This is a genomic window from Pigmentiphaga sp. H8, from assembly GCF_003854895.1.
In the GTDB taxonomy this organism is placed as follows: Bacteria; Pseudomonadota; Gammaproteobacteria; order Burkholderiales; family Burkholderiaceae_B; genus Pigmentiphaga.
The window spans coordinates 5897575-5913168 of record NZ_CP033966.1 but is presented as its reverse complement, the minus strand read 5'-3'; the positions used below and the strand labels follow the sequence as shown (position 1 = coordinate 5913168).

Genomic DNA, 15594 nt, shown 5'->3' with positions numbered 1-15594 from the left:
CGAAGAATACAGCGAATCCTGGCTGGACGGTAGCGCGAGAAGGCCGCCCGGCGCGGCCCCCGGCCGGTCAGTCGGCCAGCATGCCCGCCATGGCGGCGATGTCCTCGGCCGCGGCCGATTGGGCGGTGGCCTCGATGGAGCGGTAGCGCCGTATCAATTCGCGGCCCACGTCGGTCACGACGGTGCCGCCGCCGCGCGCGCCGCCGGCGGCGCTTTCGACCGCGGGCTCGCGCAGGGACCGGTTCAGCTCGTCCACCAGCAGCCAGGCGCGGCGGTACGACATGCCCATATGCTGGGCGGCGGCGGTGATGGAGCCCGCCTCCAGGATGGCTTCCAGCAGCGCGATCTTGCCCGGCCCGATCGCGATGGCGTTTTCGCGGTAGACCCGCAGCCGGAACTGGAACCGGGGTGTGGTGGACGTATCCATGAGACGAGGAAAGACTCCGATGACGCGGGTCATTGTAGGTGCGGGGCGCGGATCTGTCTCAGCCCTTGGCCCGGCACGCGGTGACCTCGGCCGGAACGTCGGCCGGCGCGCCCGCCATCCAGGTTTCCAGCGGCGCGCAGCGCGAACCGATGCAAAGCGTGTAGTCGCCGGCGTATTCCGAGCGGGACAGGGTCAGTGCGTCGCGCCACGGCTGCGCCGGGCGATAGTGCCAGGCGCCATGCTCCAGGCGGGCCCCCTCGGGGGGATCCATGCCGGCGCCGGAACCCTGTATGGCGGCGTCGGCGATCAACAGGCGCTCGCCGACGATGCGGTAGGTCTCGCGCCATTCGATCTTCTCGATAGAATGGCGCCAGGACAGCGAAAACCCGTCCGCCGGCACGGCCAGGTGAAAGCCCCCCGCCGCCAGGCACAGGGCCGCCACCAGCATGTCAGTCATCCATGGCGCCGCGCGCCATCCGGAACCGGCGTGACGGGCGTGCCCGGGCTGCGGCTGCGATACCAGTGCCACGCGCCCAGCATGGCCGCCATGACGAAGCCCACGGAATCGGTCACCGGCACCGCCGCCACCAGCAGGCCGGCCGCCACGAAGGCCCAGACGCGCTCCAGCACGTTCAGCCGGGCGCGCCAATAGCCGATGGCGGTACCGCCCCACAGCACCACGGCCACCACGGCCTTGATGACGACATAGGCGGTTTCCAGCAGCGAGTCGTCCTGCAGCATCAGGGCGGGACTGTAGACCGCGATGTAGGGAATCAGGAAGCCCGCGATGGCGATCCGTACCGCCTGCATCCCGATCTTCATGCCCGAGGCCCGCGCGATGGGCGCCGCGGCGAATGCCGCGAGCGCCACGGGCGGCGTCAGGTCGGCCATGATGCCGAAATAGAACACGAACATGTGCGAGACGATCAGCGGCACGCCCAGGTGCAGCAGGGCCGGTGCCGCCAGCGAACTGGTGATGATGTAGTTCGGGATGGTGGGAATGCCCATGCCCAGCACCAGGCAGACCAGCATGGTCAGCATCAGGCTGAGCAGCAGGCTGTTTTCCCCCACGCTGATCACGTAGCCGGCGAAAGTCGTGGCCGCGCCGGTCAGCGTAAGCGTGCCGATGATCACGCCCACCAGCGCGCAGGCCACCCCCACCGGCAGCGCGTGGCGGGCACCGTCGGCCAGCGCCAGCAGCGCCGTGCGCAGGATGGCGCGGCCGCCCTGGCGCACGTACAGCACGACGCCCAGGACGGCGATCACGGCCACCACCGCGCCTATGCCGTACTTCAGGAAGGCCGAGCACGCCAGCGCGATGGCGACCCAGAACGCGATGCGCCAGCCCATGGAGCCCAAGCCCAGCATGACCCCGGCGCCGAAGATCAGCACCACCGTCAGCGCCAGCCCGACCGTGCCCGAGAACAGCGGCGTATAGCCCGAGAACAGCAGCCAGACCAGCGCGATCAGCGGCAGCAGCAGATACCACCGGTCCCGGATGGCGCGCCAGGGATTGGGGCAGTCTTCCTTGGCCATGCCGTGCAGGCCGGCGCGTCCCGCCTCGAAGTGCACCATGACGAAGGCGGTGAAGAAATACAGGATGGCCGGGATCAGCGCCGCCTTGCAGATGTCCACGTAGGGAACGTTGATGGTCTCGGCCATGATGAAGGCCACGGCGCCCATCACCGGCGGCATGATCTGGCCGCCCATGCTGGCGGTGGCCTCGACGCCGCCGGCGAAACTCGATTCGTAGCCGAAGCGCTTCATCAGCGGAATCGTGAACTGCCCGGTGGTGACCACGTTGGCGACGCCGGAGCCGTTGATGGTTCCCATCAGTCCCGAGGAGATGACCGCCACCTTGGCCGGGCCGCCCCGCCGATGGCCGAACAGGCCGAGCGCGAAATCGGTGAAGAGCTGGATCATGCCGGCGTGTTCCAGGAAGGCGCCGAACAGGATGAACAGGAAGATGTAGGACGACGAGACGTAGATGGGCGTGCCGTAGATGCCTTCGGTGCCGAACCCCAGCTGCCCGACCACCTGGTCCAGGCCATAGCCCCGGTGGGCCAGTTCGCCGGGCAGGTACTGGCCGAACAGGGCATAGGCCAGGAAGCAGGCGCAGATGATGGGCAGGGCGATGCCCATCGCCCGGCGCGCCGCCTCGAACACCAGCACGATCAGCACGATGCCCACCGCCATGTCGGCCGGCGTGACCTCGCCCGCGCGCTGGATCAGTTCGCCTTCGAACACCCACTGGTACAGGCCGGTGGCGAACGCCACCGCCCCGATCGCCCAGCCCAGCCATTTCTGCCGCAGCGGCGGATACAGCACGAACACCATCAGCAGCAGGAAGCCCACGTGGACCGCCCGCACCACGGAGCTGGACAGCGGGCTGAAGGCCGCCGTGATGATCTGGAACGCCGAAAAGGCGATGGCGATGTAGAACAGCGCGCCGGTCAGGACGACCGGTTCCGGCCCCGCCGCCGTCGAGGCGGCGCCGGGCGTTGCAGTGGTTTGGTCCATGTTTCCCCGGCGCGGTGGCGGTTATTTCAGCAGCCCGATTTCCTTGTAGTACTTCTGGGCGCCCGGGTGGAAAGGCACGGACGTGCCGCCCATCGCGTTCTCGCGCTTGATCTCCTTGGCGGCGGAGTGCGCGGCCACCAGTTGATCGAGGTGCTCGAACAGGTTCTTGGTCATTTCGTAGGCGGTATCGTCCGACACCCCTTCGTGGCTGACCAGGAAGTTGCGGATCGCGATGCTGGGCACGGCCTCGGTCTGCCCGGTATAGGTGTTGGCCGGAATGGTCGTGCTCTGGTAGGCGGAGTCGCCGATCTTGGCGACGACATCGGGCGGGATCGCCACCACGACGATCTTCATCGTGGTCGCGAGATCGCGGATCGAGGCCACGCCCAGTCCGGCCGATTGCAGCGTCACGTCGAGCTGGCGGTTCTTGATGAGTTCCACCGATTCGCCGAAGGGCAGGTATTCGACCTTGGAGAAATCCTTGTAGGTCAGGCCGGCGGCCTTCACCACGGCGCGCGCGTTCAGCTCGGTGCCCGAACGCGGCGCGCCGACCGAGATGCGCTTGCCCTTGAGATCGGCCAGCGTCTTGATGCCCGACCCCTCGCTGGCGATGAGCTGGATGTAGTTGGAATAGATGCCCGCGATGACGCGCAGTTTCTTCAGGGGCGTCTTGAAGCCCGCGTCCTCGGAACCGTTCCAGGCGTCGGACAACGCATCGGCCAGCGTGAAGGCGATCTCGCCGCGGCCGGCCTGCAGCAGGTTCAGGTTCTCGGCCGAGGCCTTGGTGGCCTGCACGCTGGTCTTCGCGCCGGGAATGGTCTTGGAGTAGATCTGGCCCAGGGCCACGCCCAGCGGGTAGTACACGCCGCTCTGGCCGCCCGTGAGCACATTGATGAATTTCTGCTGGGCCAGCGCCGGACGGCCCATGACCGAGGCGGCGACGCCGGCGGCCGCGGCCGTGAGCAGCGTGCGGCGACGGGGGTCGAACGCGGAAACAATGGGAAGGCTTTTCAAGTCTCTCTCCTCATCCGTATCGTTGTACGCCCGATGGTACACGAGGACGCATCCGGATACATACAGGAAAGACGCGTTCAACCGGCCGCCAGGTCGAACCGGAACACCGTGCCCGGCCCGCCGTCCTCGACCAGCCGGATGTCGCTGCCGTGCAGGGCGAGCATGCGCTGGACGATGATCAGCCCCAGCCCGCCGCTCTCCTGTGCCTTGCGGCCCCAGGCGGGGATCCGCTTGAACAGGCGGGGCCGCAGCGCCTCGGGGATGCCCGAACCGGTGTCGCGCACGTCGATCCGCACCCCGTTCGCAGCCGCGGCCAGGCCCACCGTGACCCGCGTGCCGGGCGGATTGTGGCGGATGGCGTTGTCCAGCAGGTTGGTCAGCACGCGCTCGATCATGGCGATGTCGGCATGGACCTGCGGCAATGCCGGCGGGATCTCGGTCAGCAGGCGCTGGCCGCGCGCCTCGGCCGCCAGCTCGAACTTCTGCACGACGTCCTGCACCAGGTCGGGCAGGGCGAAGGTCTCGCGCTCGGGCTGGACCAGCCCCGACTCCAGGCGGGCCAGCTCGAACAGCGCCTGCGCCAGCACCCCGACCTTGCGGCTCTGGTCCAGCGCGATGTCCAGGTAGCGATGGTGCTCGGCCTGGGTCAGCAGGCCGTCCTTGACGCGCAGGGTTTCCAGGTAGCCGTGCAGCGAGGTCAACGGCGTGCGCAGGTCGTGCGAGATGTTGGCGACCAGCTCCCGGCGCTGCTGGTCCTGGCGGGTCAGTTCGCGCCACTGTTCGGCGATGCGCCGGCTCATCTGCGCGAAGGCGGCGCGCAGCGTGGCGATTTCGTCGCGCCGGCCGTCGTCGGGCGGCGGATCCAGCGGCGGCGTGGGCGCATCGCCGGCGGCGTCGAAGCTGCGCACCGTATCGGCCAGCGCGCGCAAGGGGCGGGTGATGAGATGGAAGGCGACGAGGCCCATGATCAGGCCCAGCAGCGCGACCAGGCCCATGGCCAGGCCCGTCATGCGCCACACCGAGTGGCGGGCGAGCCCCGCGGCCAGCGCATCGTGCGTCTCGCCCTGCAGGATGACGTAGACGTAGCCGGCCTCCTTGCCATCGACGCGCACCGGCGCGGCATTGAATACCTTGCGCGCATCCGCGCTGCGGGGATCGTCGCCCAGTATGGGCAGCGCGGCCCCCGCGGCCAGGCGGCGCACCGGCGCCAGGTCGACGCGGTCGCGCCGCAGGCGGCCGGGCGGAGCGGCATGGCCGACGATGCGCCCGTCGGGATCGAGCAGGTACAGTTCGACGGCGGGATTGACCGCCATCAGCTTGTCGAACAGGTCGCGCACGGCCTCCGGTTTCCATCCGCCGGCATCCATGAGCTGCGCCGTGCCGGCGATGTGCGCGGCCAGTCCGCTCGACAACTGCTGCACGACCTCCTGTTCGTGGCGCGCCTCGGCCCGGATCTGGAACAGCAGCGACATCCCGCTGCAGGCCAGCAGCAGCACGGCGAACACCAGCGAAAGCCGCTGCGTGAGCGAAAGGCGCTTCATGGCGCGGCGGCCTCGTCCCGCGCGCCCGAGGCGAACTTGTAGCCGCGGCCCCACACCGTCAGGATGCGACGCGGCTGGGACGGGTCGTCCTCGACCTTCGTGCGCAGGCGGTTGATGTGCGTGTTGACCGTATGCTCGTAGCCGTCATGCTGGTAGCCCCACACCTCGTTCAACAGGTCCATGCGCGAGTACACCTTGTCGGGATGCCGCACGAAGAAGGCCAGCAGGTCGAATTCGCGCGGCGTCAGGTCGATGGCCCGGCCATTCAGCAGGGCCGTGCGGGCCAGCGGATCCAGGTCCAGGCCATGCAGCGACAGCAGCCCGGCTTCGATGCGCGCGTGGCGCGCCAGGGCATCCACGCGGCGCAGCAGCGCCTTGACGCGCGCCACCAGCTCCAGCATGGAGAAGGGCTTGGCGAGGTAGTCGTCGGCGCCCAGCTCCAGCCCGACGATGCGGTGGACTTCGCTGGAACGCGCGCTGGTGATGATGATGGGGGTGTAGCGCGCCATGGCCCGGGCCCGGCGGCAGATTTCCAGTCCGTCCACGCCGGGCAGCATCAGGTCCAGGACCAGGGCGTCCCAGGCCCCGCCCTCCAGCATGCGCATGCCCTGCTCGCCGTCGGCCGCGTGCTCGACGGCATAGCCCTCGTCGCGCAGGTGCATGCGCAACAATTCGGCGATATGGGCATCATCCTCGACGATCAGGACGCGCTTGACTCGTTCCATGAACCTGCCTGTGAAAAACCGTAGACGCCATTCTCGCCAATCCCGGCGCGGGAATTCATCACATTTATTTTAAGTTTGCGTGAGGACTCCGGTATGGCGGGGGGCCAACAATGCGGCAAACCCTGAACGGAGAGCCCGCATGTCCCCCATTCATCCCGCCTGGGTGCGCATCGCCCACGCCCTGAACGCGGTGGCCGTGCTCGCCATGGTGGCGAGCGGATGGCGCATCTACAACGCTTCGCCGCTGTTCGACTTCGCGTTCCCCCAGGCGATCACCCTGGGCGGATGGCTGGCCGGCGCGCTGCAATGGCATTTCGCCGCCATGTGGCTGCTGGCGGTCAACGGCCTGGCCTATCTCGCGCTAAACGTCGCGACCGGCCGGCTGGCCCGCCGCTTCCTGCCGCTTTCGCCGCGCGGCGTGCTGCGCGATATCGCGGCGGCGCTGCGCGGCCGCCTGGCCCATGACGACCCGCGCCGGTACAACCAGGTCCAGCGCCTGGCCTACCTGTTCGTCATGCTGGACGTCGCGCTGCTGGTCGTGTCGGGACTGGTGCTGTGGAAATCGGTGCAGTTCGGCCTGCTGCGCGAGCTGATGGGCGGCTACGAGGCGGCGCGCCGCGTGCATTTCGCCGCGATGGCCGCCCTGGTGGGATTCGTGGCCGTACACCTGGTCATGGTGGCACTGGTGCCTCGCACCCTGCGTGCCATGATCCGGGGCAGGTAGGAGGCCGCCATGGAAAAACGCTCCCGCCTGTCCACGTCCGATGCCCGGCTGGCGCTGCGCGAAGCCCGGCGGCTGCTGGCGCCCCGGATCGAGCGCCCCGACCGGCGCGCCTTCCTGACGCGCCCGCTATCCCTGGGCGGGCTGGCCCTGCTGTCGGGCTGCGACGTCACCGGCCAGGCCGGTGTCGAACAGGCGCTGTCGGCCGTCTCCCGCTTCAACGACAAGGTACAGGGCTGGCTGTTCGATCCGGACGCGCTGGCGCCGACCTATCCCGCCTCCATGATCACGCGCCCGTTTCCGTTCAACGCCTACTACGGGGTGGACGAGGCCCCTCGGGTGGACGAGGCGGACTACCGGCTCGAGGTCGCCGGCCGGGTGGCCGACCGCCGGCCATGGCGCCTGGCCGACCTGCGGGCCCTGCCCCAGGCCGAACAGATCACGCGGCACATCTGCGTGGAAGGCTGGAGCGCCATCGGGCGCTGGGGCGGCGTGCGCTTCTCGGATTTCCTGGCCCGCATCGGCGCCGACACCCGCGCCCGGTACGTGGGCTTCAAGTGCGCGGACGACTACTACACCAGCATCGACATGCCGACGGCGCTGCATCCGCAAACGCTGCTCACGCTGAGCTACGACGGACGCACGCTGCCGCGCGAATACGGTTTTCCCATGAAGCTGCGCATGCCGACCAAGCTTGGCTACAAGAATCCCAAGCACGTCCGGGCGATCTTCGTCACCGACACCTACCCTGGCGGCTACTGGGAAGACCAGGGATACAACTGGTTCGGCGGCAGCTGAGCCGAGGTTCCATACGGCGCGGATTCCCCACGCCCTCTTTCGACCCACGCTTCAAGGAGCGACGCATGAAGAAACTGACCCCTCTCGTTCTTTCCCTGGGCATGGCCCTGGCCGCCGTCACGGCTCACGCCGCCGATAACATGGGCAAGGACAACATGGCCAAGGACGGCATGGGCAAGGACGCCATGTCCAAAACCGCGCCCGCCAAGGACGCGATGAAGAAGGACGACATGAAGAAAGACGGCATGAAAAGGGATGCCATGGCCGGCGACAGGATGAAGCACGATGGCATGAAGAAGGACGGCATGAAGAAGGACACCATGTCGAAGGACGGCATGGGCGATGGCATGAAGAAATAGCGCCCCGCGCCTATCCCCGCAGCTGGCCGTAGTCCACGATCCGGCCCGCCAGCGCGCTGGCGGCCACCGAATACGGGCTGGCCAGCCATACGCTCCCGGGTCCCGAGCGGCCCGGGAAATTGCGGTTGATCGCGCTGATGGTGACCTGCGAGGCCGAGGTCGACTGGCCCGGCCCGCAGTTGGCGCACGAACCGCAGCCCGGCATTACCAGCTCCACGCCGGCACGCTCGAAAACGTCCAGGTAGCCGCGCTGCTCGCAATAGCGCTTGACCTCCATCGTGCCGAACTGCAGGTAGAAACGGGTGTGCGGCGCGATGCGCAAGCCCTGGTCCAGGCCCCATTTCAAGACCTCGTGGTAGGCGTCGAAATCGGCCCGCTTGCCGCCGGTACAGGAACCGCCGTAGGCGATGTCGACCGCAACGTCGCCGTCCAGCTCGGCAATGGCCACGCCGTTGCCCGGATCGCCCGGGCGGGCCGCCATGGGCTGCACGCTCGCGCCGTCGATATGGATCACGCGGCGGTAGGCGGCATCCGCGTCGCTGGCCATCCAGTCCTCCAGCGCGAAGTCGACGCCGCGGCGTTCCTTCAGGAAAGCGACGGTGCGTTCGTCCGGCTCGACGATGCCGGTGAATCCGCCCAGCTCGGCCACCATGTTGGTCAGCGTGGCGCGCTCGTCCACCGACATGGCGCGCACCGCCTCGCCGCCGTATTCGAACACCGCGCCGATGGCTTCGCCGTTGCGCACCGCCTCGGACCGCAGCAGCACCAGCACGATGTCCTTGGCCGTGACGCCGGGCGCCAGCGTGCCCGAGATCTCCACGCGCAACGTTTCCGGCACCTTGCAGCGCACGTAACCGGTCGCCCAGCTGTTGGCCATGTCGGTCGAGCCCACGCCGAACGCCAGGCAGCCCAGCGCGCCGGCATGCGGCGTGTGCGAATCGGTGCCGGCCACGACCTCGCCCGGCAGCGCGTGGCGCTCGGCCATCAGCGCATGGCAGATGCCTTCGGAGCCGCTGCCGTCGGGCAACTGGCCGTAGTGGCGCACCGGATAGTCGTCGATGAAATCATGGTGTCCCTGCACCAGGGTCGCCACGCGCGGCAGGAGGCCGCCCTTGACGTGCGGCACGCTCTGCGGCGCCAGGACCAGGTGGTCGTGGAAGGCCACGATGCGGTCCGGATCGCGCAGCGGCGCCGGCTTGCCGTAGGCCAGGTGCATCAGGTGCGCGCTCATGCCGGTGAAGTAGTCGTGGCTGAAGCGCCAGTCGGCGCGGATGAACACACCGCTGCCGCGTCCCGCCTCGACGGTGTCGGGATGCAGGTGCCGGTGGATGATCTTCTCGACCAGCGTCAGCCCCTTGCCCGCGGCGCGCGGCGTGGACCCCGTGTCGGCGCGCAGCGCCCGCCGGCTGTAGGCCATCAGCCCGCCGCTGCGGATGATCGCCTGGGTCAGCGCGTCGCGGCCGTTCAGGAACCGCTCGATGGGAATGGCTTCGCCGGCCTCGATCCGGCGCAGCACGTCGAAGTCGGTCGTGGTCAGAATGCCGATGTTGTCGCAGTTCTGCTGGTAGATGCGCTCGAAGCTCTCGGCCACGATCAGCCGTATGCCGGCCGACAGCTCGGCCAGCGGGCTGTGCTCGCGCGACGAACCCTTGCCGTAGCGCTTGCCCGCCACCGTGATGCCGAAGCCGCCCTGGCGCACGGCGTCCTCGCCTATGGGCAGTTCGTCGCCGGCCTTCAGCCCGACGTAGGGGTAGCGGCCCAGGCGCTCGTCGTAGACCAGCATGGTCGTGACCGGCGTGATCTCGTCGGTCGAGACGTCGTCGCGCAGCGGTCCGGCCTGGGCGAGCGAGACGGATTCGCCGGCCAGCTGGCGGCGGATACAGGACGGATCGCGCGACAGGTAAAGCACGCGGCCCTCGAAACGGATGCTGTCTTGCATGAACGACTCCTTTCCCGAACTGTAGGGGAGGGGCCGTCCATGCATAAAGCCTCGTTTCGGCACTCCAGCCATCTCGCTCCGAGATCGCTGGCCGGCGTCACTCCTGGCGGAACAGGTGGGCCACGCCCAGGGCGTTCTCGGCCGGCACCATGAAGCGGCCCGGGCCGTCCACGACGGGAAAGCCCGCCTGCGCCACCCATGCCCGCGCCGCGGCCAGGTCGCGCACGCCGAAGGTCGCGGCCACGATGGCCGGGGCCGGCGCCATCAGCGTGCCTGGCAATTCGACGCCGGCCTGCTCGGGCCCCATGAAGCGCAGGGCCGTCACCACCGGCAGCCGGATCAGGAACGAACCGTCGTCCTGCCGGACGCTGGGCTGGCCGCTCAGCACCGCGTAGCGCGCGGCGGTCTGCTCGGGGTTCTCGGACACCAGCAGGATCTCGGCCAGCGAGGTCGCGCCGTTGGCGTGGCCCAGGTAGCGGGGCTGGTGGACGTATTCGGGATTGCGGTGGCGGGCGGCCTGGATCAGTCCCTCGGGCGTGGCGGCGCTGTCGAAATGCACGCAGTCGAAGCGCGCCGTGCGCATGCCGTCCTCGGTACCGATGTCGCGCTGCAAGGTGATCACGCCCGAATTGGCGACCTTGCTGTCCTCCAGGCGCCGATGCACGGTCTCGGCATCGGTGCAGCCGAAGCAGATGATGTGGGCGCCCTGGAACTTGTCCACGAACCGCTCCCATCCCCAGTCCATGGCGCCGGGGTTCACGATGCCCAGCACCTCGATGTAGTTCTTCGGGAAGATCGCGCAGCGGTTGCCGGTCGCCATGGGAACGGGCGCCTCGCCCGGCGCCTTGGAACCGGAATGCACGGAGAGCGGGCTCAGGGTGAAACCCAGGCGCTCGTACAGGGCGCAAGCCTGGTCCATGTCGCGCACGGCGATGCCCAGGTGATTGACCGAATCGATGTCTCCGCTCATTGGAACCTCCTCTGTTTCGATGGCATCCATACTGGCACCGCGCCGCCGCCACGGTCTTGCGCCGGAGTGCAACGCCGCTTGTCACCCAGCGCAATGCGGCGCAGGACATTCCTGCGCATGCGGTACTGCACTCCACGACAAGAGCGCGGCGGCGGTGGACGCCATACTCGCTGCGGGCAAGCAACGGAGTTCGACATGGGCGGTGATGCAAGCGGGTTCGTGGAAGTCGGCCTGGCGGAGGGGCGATTGCGTGGCGCGCGCCGGGACGGCGTGCTGTGGTTCTCGGGCGTGCCCTATGCCCGTCCACCCTTGGAGTCCTTGCGCTTCGCCCCGCCCGAGCCGCCACGGCCGTGGACGGGTACGCGCGACGCGACCGGCGCCATGCCCATCGCGCCGCAGGCGGCCTCGCGGCTGGCGGCGGTGATGGGCGACTTCTCGCGCGAGCAGAGCGAGGACTGCCTGCAACTGACGATCGCCACGCCGGGCCTGGACGGCGGCCACCGGCCCGTGATCATCTGGCTGCACGGCGGCGGATTCTCCAGCGGCGGCGGCGGGCTGGACTGGTACGACGGCTGCCGGCTGGCGCGCGAGGGCGACGCCGTGGTCGTGGGCGTGAACTACCGGCTGGGGGCGCTGGGCTACCTGTACGCGAACGGACTCTCGCCCGGCAACCTGGGCCTGCTGGACCAGGCCCAGGCCATCCGCTTCGTGCGCGAACACGCGCACGATTTCGGCGGCGATCCGAACGCCATCACGCTGATGGGCCAGTCGGCCGGCGCCAACGCGATTGCCGCGCTGTTCGCGGGCGGCCATGCCGGGCCGGGCATACGCCGGGCCGTCCTGCAAAGCGGCGCCTACGGCATCGGGACGCTGGACACGGCGCGCGCGGGCGAGATGGGTGAACGCTTCCTCCACCACCTGGGCCTGGCGGATGCGCCGGGCCGCGCGCGGGACCTTTCCGTGGCCACCATCCTGGCCGCGCAGGGCGCCGTCGCGCGCGAGACCGCGCAACTGGGAGAAACGGCGCCGCCCTTCCATCTGCTGGCCGATCCGCCCGGCCTGCCGGCGGACTTCCGCTTCGACACGCTGGCAGCCGACGCCATGGCCGGCGTGCAGATCCTGGTGGGCGTCACGGCCCGTGAATGCCAGGCCTTCTTCGCGCGGGACCCGCGCATGGCCGGCCTGGACCACGACGGCGCGCAGGCGCGGCTGCGCGCGCTGTACGGCGACGCGGCGGCTGGCGACTACGCCCGCCGCCGTGAAGCCCGCCCCGACATCCACGCGGCCGACCTGTTCAGCGACTGGATCTCGGATCACGTCTTCGATGCGCCGACGATCCAGTTTGCGGACCGCGCCTCGGCGGCGGGCGCCGACGTGTATTTCTACCGCTTCGACTGGCAGGCACCCGCCTCCGGCTTCGGCAGTTGCCATTGCCTGGAACTGCCCTTCCTCATGGGCACCGCGCGCGCCTGGAACGGCTCGCCCATGCTGGAAGCGGCCGACCCACAGGCGATCGACCGCCTGTCGGCCACGATGCGCGCGGCCTGGCTGGCCTTCGCGCGCGACGGCGTGCCGGCGGCACCATCGCTGCCCGCGTGGCCGCGCTATGCACGGGACACGCGGCTGGCCATGCACCTGGACGACGCGCCGCGCGTGGGGAGCGCGCATGCCTGAGACGACGCTCCCGGCCACCGTGATACGCGGGGTGACCCTGGTCGATCCGGAAACGGCCGGCCAACCGTTCCAGGCGGACCTGACCATCGCGGGCAAGCGCATCGCGCGCATCGTCCCGCACGGCACGATGCCGCTTCCTTCCACGGCGCGCGTCGTCGACGGCTCGCGCTGGCTGGCCGTGCCGGGCCTGGTCAACGCGCACTACCATTCGCACGACGTCCTGCTCAAGGGATGCTTCGACGTGATGTCGCTGGAGCGCTGGACCTTCCGCGCGCTGCCGCGCTACTTCCCGCCGCGCTCGGACGACGAGCTGCGCCTGCGCACGCTGGTGGGCGCGGCCGAATGCCTGCTGGGCGGCATCACGACGGTGCAGGACATGCTGAGCCTGTGGCCGCTCGACCGGCGTCAGATCGAGGTCGTACGGCGCGCCTACGAGGACGCCGGCCTGCGCGTCGTGCTGGGCATGCAGGTGGCGGACGTGGGCGCGCTGGACACCATGCCCTTCCTGCGGGACGTCCTGCCGGCCGAGGCCGCGTCGCTGGCCGCCGGTCCGCCGCCGCCGGCCGGCATGCGCGACGCCGTGGCCGAGATGGCGGACATCCTGGCCGCGCATCCCGCGCGGGACGACGACCGGCTGAGCTGGGCCGTCTGCCCGTCCAGCCCCGAGCGCTGCGGCCCGGCGCTGCTGACGGCCCTGCGCGATCTTGCCCGCGAGCATGGGCGGCGCATGTTCTCGCACGTGGCCATCTCGCGCATGGAAGCGGTGGCCGCGCGCGAACTGTTCAAGGCGGACGGCGGCTCGCCCATCCGCTACCTGGCGCGGCTGGGCCTGCTGGGGCCCGAGCTGACGCTGGCGCACGGCGTCTGGCTGGACCGCCGCGACATGGCCATGCTGGCGAAATCCGGCACGCGCATGGTGCTCAACCCCATGAGCAACCTGAAGACCAAGAATGGCATCGCACCGCTGCGCCGCTACCTGGACCACGGCGTGGGCGTCGCGCTGGGTTGCGACAACTGCTCGTGCTCGGACGCGCAGAACATGTTCCAGGCCATGAAGCTGGCCGTGCTGCAGGCGGCCATCACCGGCCACGACGAAGGCCCGCCCCATGCCGCCGACGCCCTGCGCGCCGCCACGCTGGGTGGCGCGCAGGCCCTGGGCCTGGAGCGCGACATCGGCCGGCTGGCGGAAGGCCGCAAGGCCGACATCACCTTCCTGGACCTGCGCGATCCGGTGTACCTGCCGCTCAACGACGCGGCGCGCCAGGTGGTCTTCGGCGAAAGCGGACGCGGCGTGGCCGCCGTCATGGTCGACGGACGCATGCTGGTGGAAAACGGCCGCCTGGCTTCCATCGACCTGGAAGCCGTCCGGCGGGAGCTGGCCGGCCTTCTGCCCACGCTGGAACGCGATGCCCGCGAAGCCGCCGCGCGCGCCGCCCGCCTCGACCCCTACCTGCGACGGGCCCAGGAACAGGCACTGGGCGTGAAGCTGGGCATGCGCCGTTTCGCGGAGCTTGCCTCACGGGGCTAGGGAACAACCCCCAGGCGGACGTGCACCAGGACTCAACCGGTCATGCGCTGACGCGCAAGCGCCTGCCCGCGAACCCTTCCACTATGCCCCTGCACAACACCAAGACGTTCCGACAACCTCCCGCCTGGGGAACCCCATGAAACGCATCCATTTCCGACTCGCCCTGGCCACGCTCGCCGCTGGCCTGGCACTGACCGGCGCCGGTGCCGGCGCGGCCGAACCCACCATCCGGATCGGCGTGCTGAGCCCGAACACCGGCCCCTACGCCGCCATCGGCGAGGACGTCCGCAACGGCTTCCAGCTCTACGTCGACGAAATAGGCGCCAAGGCCGGCGGTGCCCGGCTCGAACTGGTCTTCGAGGACTCCCAGGCCAAGCCCGACGTGGGCCTGACCAAGGCCAGGAAACTGGTGGAAAGCGACAAGGTGGCCTTCCTGGGCGGCGTGGTCTCGTCCAGCGTCGCCTACGCCCTGCGCGACTACGTGGTGGAAAAGAACATTCCCTACGTCGTCTCGGTGTCCAGCGCCGACGGCCTGACGCAGCAACTGGCCGCGCCCAACATCTTCCGCACCAACAGCTCCGGCAGCCAGGCCAGCCATCCCTTCGGCAAGTGGCTGTACGACAAGGGCTATCGCCGCCTGGTCCTGGTCGCCACCGGCTACGCCGCGGGCTTCGAGCAGACCGGCGGCATCGCCCGCACCTTCACCCAGGCCGGCGGCAAGATCGTGCAGACGCTGTATCCGCCGCTGGGCACCGCCGACTTCGCGCCCTTCCTGTCCAGCATCAAGGTCAAGGACGCCGACGCCGTGGCCGCGGTGTTCGCCGGCTCGGAAGCCATCAAGTTCGTCAAGCAGTACGACGAGTACGGCCTGAAGGGCACGCTGCCCCTGGTCGCCTCCAGCATGCTGACCGATGACATGATCCTGGAGGCGCAGGGCAAGTCGGCCCTGGGCATCCTGTCGTCGTCGCACTATTCGGCCCGCGTGAAGACGCCGGAGAACGAGGCCTTCGTCAAGGCCTACCAGAAGCGCTTCGGCCGCACGCCCACCTTCTATTCGGAGGGCTCGTACGTGGCCGCGCGCGCCATCGGCGAGGCCATCAAGGCCCTCAAGGGCGACGTCTCGGACAAGAGCAAGGTGAACAAGACGCTCGCCGGCGTGAAGTTCGCCGCGCCGCGCGGGGCATTCCGCTTCGACGACTATCGCAGCCCCGTGCATGACATCTATGTGTTCGAGGTCAAGCGGGTCGATGGCAAGCTGGTCAACGAACCCGTGGCGAAGGTGCCGGACGTCTCGCAGTTCTACACCTGGCAGCCGAAGGAATTCATGGAGATGAAGCCCTACCGGGACATCGCCAACGAGTGGGCGAAGTAGCGAGCG

General features: G+C 69.3%; 14 protein-coding genes. 6 read left to right on the top strand and 8 right to left on the bottom strand.

The window, feature by feature from the left end; genetic code table 11:
• Positions 1-67: 67 nt before the first annotated feature.
• The 6 genes from EGT29_RS27985 to EGT29_RS27960 form a co-directional block, all read right to left on the bottom strand.
• Positions 68-427: a winged helix-turn-helix domain-containing protein gene (locus tag EGT29_RS27985; protein WP_124692075.1), complete on the bottom strand. Its 360-nt coding sequence runs from the start codon at positions 425-427 to the stop codon at positions 68-70.
• Positions 428-485: 58 nt separating this feature from the next.
• Positions 486-884, bottom strand: coding sequence for a DUF1850 domain-containing protein (locus EGT29_RS27980; protein ID WP_124692074.1), 399 nt, complete (start codon positions 882-884; stop codon positions 486-488).
• Positions 881-2947 (bottom strand): TRAP transporter permease, encoded by a 2067-nt coding sequence (locus EGT29_RS27975; protein ID WP_124692073.1) that lies wholly within the window; start codon positions 2945-2947, stop codon positions 881-883. Before EGT29_RS27975 ends, EGT29_RS27980 begins: the two co-directional genes overlap by 4 nt.
• Positions 2948-2968: 21 nt before the next feature.
• Entirely contained in the window at positions 2969-3961 is a 993-nt protein-coding gene (locus EGT29_RS27970; protein ID WP_341432197.1) for a TAXI family TRAP transporter solute-binding subunit, read from the bottom strand.
• 77 nt (positions 3962-4038) lie between these two features.
• Entirely contained in the window at positions 4039-5502 is a 1464-nt protein-coding gene (locus tag EGT29_RS27965; protein WP_124692072.1) for an ATP-binding protein, read from the bottom strand.
• Positions 5499-6227 (bottom strand): response regulator transcription factor, encoded by a 729-nt coding sequence (locus EGT29_RS27960; RefSeq protein WP_124692071.1) that lies wholly within the window; start codon positions 6225-6227, stop codon positions 5499-5501. The genes EGT29_RS27965 and EGT29_RS27960 overlap by 4 nt, the downstream gene beginning before the upstream one ends.
• Positions 6228-6366: 139 nt before the next feature.
• Between EGT29_RS27960 and EGT29_RS27955 the strand changes: the two genes are divergently transcribed.
• From EGT29_RS27955 to EGT29_RS27945, 3 genes are all read left to right on the top strand, one after another.
• The gene (locus EGT29_RS27955) at positions 6367-6951 is read left to right on the top strand and encodes a cytochrome b/b6 domain-containing protein (RefSeq protein ID WP_124692070.1); all 585 of its coding nucleotides are present in this window, start codon (positions 6367-6369) and stop codon (positions 6949-6951) included.
• A gap of 9 nt (positions 6952-6960) precedes the next feature.
• On the top strand, positions 6961-7746 hold the full coding sequence (locus tag EGT29_RS27950) for a molybdopterin-dependent oxidoreductase (RefSeq protein ID WP_124692069.1): 786 nt from the start codon (positions 6961-6963) through the stop codon (positions 7744-7746).
• Positions 7747-7811: 65 nt separating this feature from the next.
• Complete coding sequence (locus EGT29_RS27945; RefSeq protein WP_124692068.1) at positions 7812-8105, top strand: pentapeptide MXKDX repeat protein; 294 nt, start codon at positions 7812-7814, stop codon at positions 8103-8105.
• A 10-nt stretch (positions 8106-8115) separates the two neighbouring features.
• Here EGT29_RS27945 and EGT29_RS27940 read toward each other — a convergent pair whose 3' ends face one another.
• Both EGT29_RS27940 and EGT29_RS27935 read right to left on the bottom strand, forming a co-directional pair.
• A complete protein-coding gene (locus tag EGT29_RS27940) occupies positions 8116-10044 on the bottom strand; it encodes an aconitase family protein (RefSeq protein ID WP_124692067.1) in 1929 nt (642 codons plus the stop codon).
• 97 nt (positions 10045-10141) lie between these two features.
• The gene (locus EGT29_RS27935; RefSeq protein ID WP_161568018.1) at positions 10142-11014 is read right to left on the bottom strand and encodes a VOC family protein; all 873 of its coding nucleotides are present in this window, start codon (positions 11012-11014) and stop codon (positions 10142-10144) included.
• Between the two features lie 195 nt (positions 11015-11209).
• Here EGT29_RS27935 and EGT29_RS27930 point away from each other — a divergent pair, with 195 nt between their 5' ends.
• The 3 genes from EGT29_RS27930 (at position 11210) to EGT29_RS27920 (ending at position 15588) form a co-directional block, all read left to right on the top strand.
• Positions 11210-12688, top strand: coding sequence for a carboxylesterase/lipase family protein (locus EGT29_RS27930; RefSeq protein ID WP_124692065.1), 1479 nt, complete (start codon positions 11210-11212; stop codon positions 12686-12688).
• Complete coding sequence (locus tag EGT29_RS27925) at positions 12681-14216, top strand: amidohydrolase family protein (protein WP_161568017.1); 1536 nt, start codon at positions 12681-12683, stop codon at positions 14214-14216. The genes EGT29_RS27930 and EGT29_RS27925 overlap by 8 nt, the downstream gene beginning before the upstream one ends.
• A gap of 136 nt (positions 14217-14352) precedes the next feature.
• Positions 14353-15588: an ABC transporter substrate-binding protein gene (locus tag EGT29_RS27920; protein WP_124692063.1), complete on the top strand. Its 1236-nt coding sequence runs from the start codon at positions 14353-14355 to the stop codon at positions 15586-15588.
• Positions 15589-15594: the final 6 nt, after the last annotated feature.

Excerpts from the sequence above, each read along its gene's own strand:
- EGT29_RS27985 (WP_124692075.1), bottom strand. The coding sequence starts at position 427 with ATGGATACGTCCACCACACCCCGGTTCCAGTTCCGGCTGCGGGTCTAC.
- EGT29_RS27980 (WP_124692074.1), bottom strand. The coding sequence starts at position 884 with ATGACTGACATGCTGGTGGCGGCCCTGTGCCTGGCGGCGGGGGGCTTT.
- EGT29_RS27975 (WP_124692073.1), bottom strand. The coding sequence starts at position 2,947 with ATGGACCAAACCACTGCAACGCCCGGCGCCGCCTCGACGGCGGCGGGG.
- EGT29_RS27965 (WP_124692072.1), bottom strand. The coding sequence starts at position 5,502 with ATGAAGCGCCTTTCGCTCACGCAGCGGCTTTCGCTGGTGTTCGCCGTG.
- EGT29_RS27960 (WP_124692071.1), bottom strand. The coding sequence starts at position 6,227 with ATGGAACGAGTCAAGCGCGTCCTGATCGTCGAGGATGATGCCCATATC.
- EGT29_RS27955 (WP_124692070.1), top strand. The coding sequence starts at position 6,367 with ATGTCCCCCATTCATCCCGCCTGGGTGCGCATCGCCCACGCCCTGAAC.
- EGT29_RS27950 (WP_124692069.1), top strand. The coding sequence starts at position 6,961 with ATGGAAAAACGCTCCCGCCTGTCCACGTCCGATGCCCGGCTGGCGCTG.
- EGT29_RS27945 (WP_124692068.1), top strand. The coding sequence starts at position 7,812 with ATGAAGAAACTGACCCCTCTCGTTCTTTCCCTGGGCATGGCCCTGGCC.
- EGT29_RS27940 (WP_124692067.1), bottom strand. The coding sequence starts at position 10,044 with ATGCAAGACAGCATCCGTTTCGAGGGCCGCGTGCTTTACCTGTCGCGC.
- EGT29_RS27935 (WP_161568018.1), bottom strand. The coding sequence starts at position 11,014 with ATGAGCGGAGACATCGATTCGGTCAATCACCTGGGCATCGCCGTGCGC.
- EGT29_RS27930 (WP_124692065.1), top strand. The coding sequence starts at position 11,210 with ATGGGCGGTGATGCAAGCGGGTTCGTGGAAGTCGGCCTGGCGGAGGGG.
- EGT29_RS27925 (WP_161568017.1), top strand. The coding sequence starts at position 12,681 with ATGCCTGAGACGACGCTCCCGGCCACCGTGATACGCGGGGTGACCCTG.
- EGT29_RS27920 (WP_124692063.1), top strand. The coding sequence starts at position 14,353 with ATGAAACGCATCCATTTCCGACTCGCCCTGGCCACGCTCGCCGCTGGC.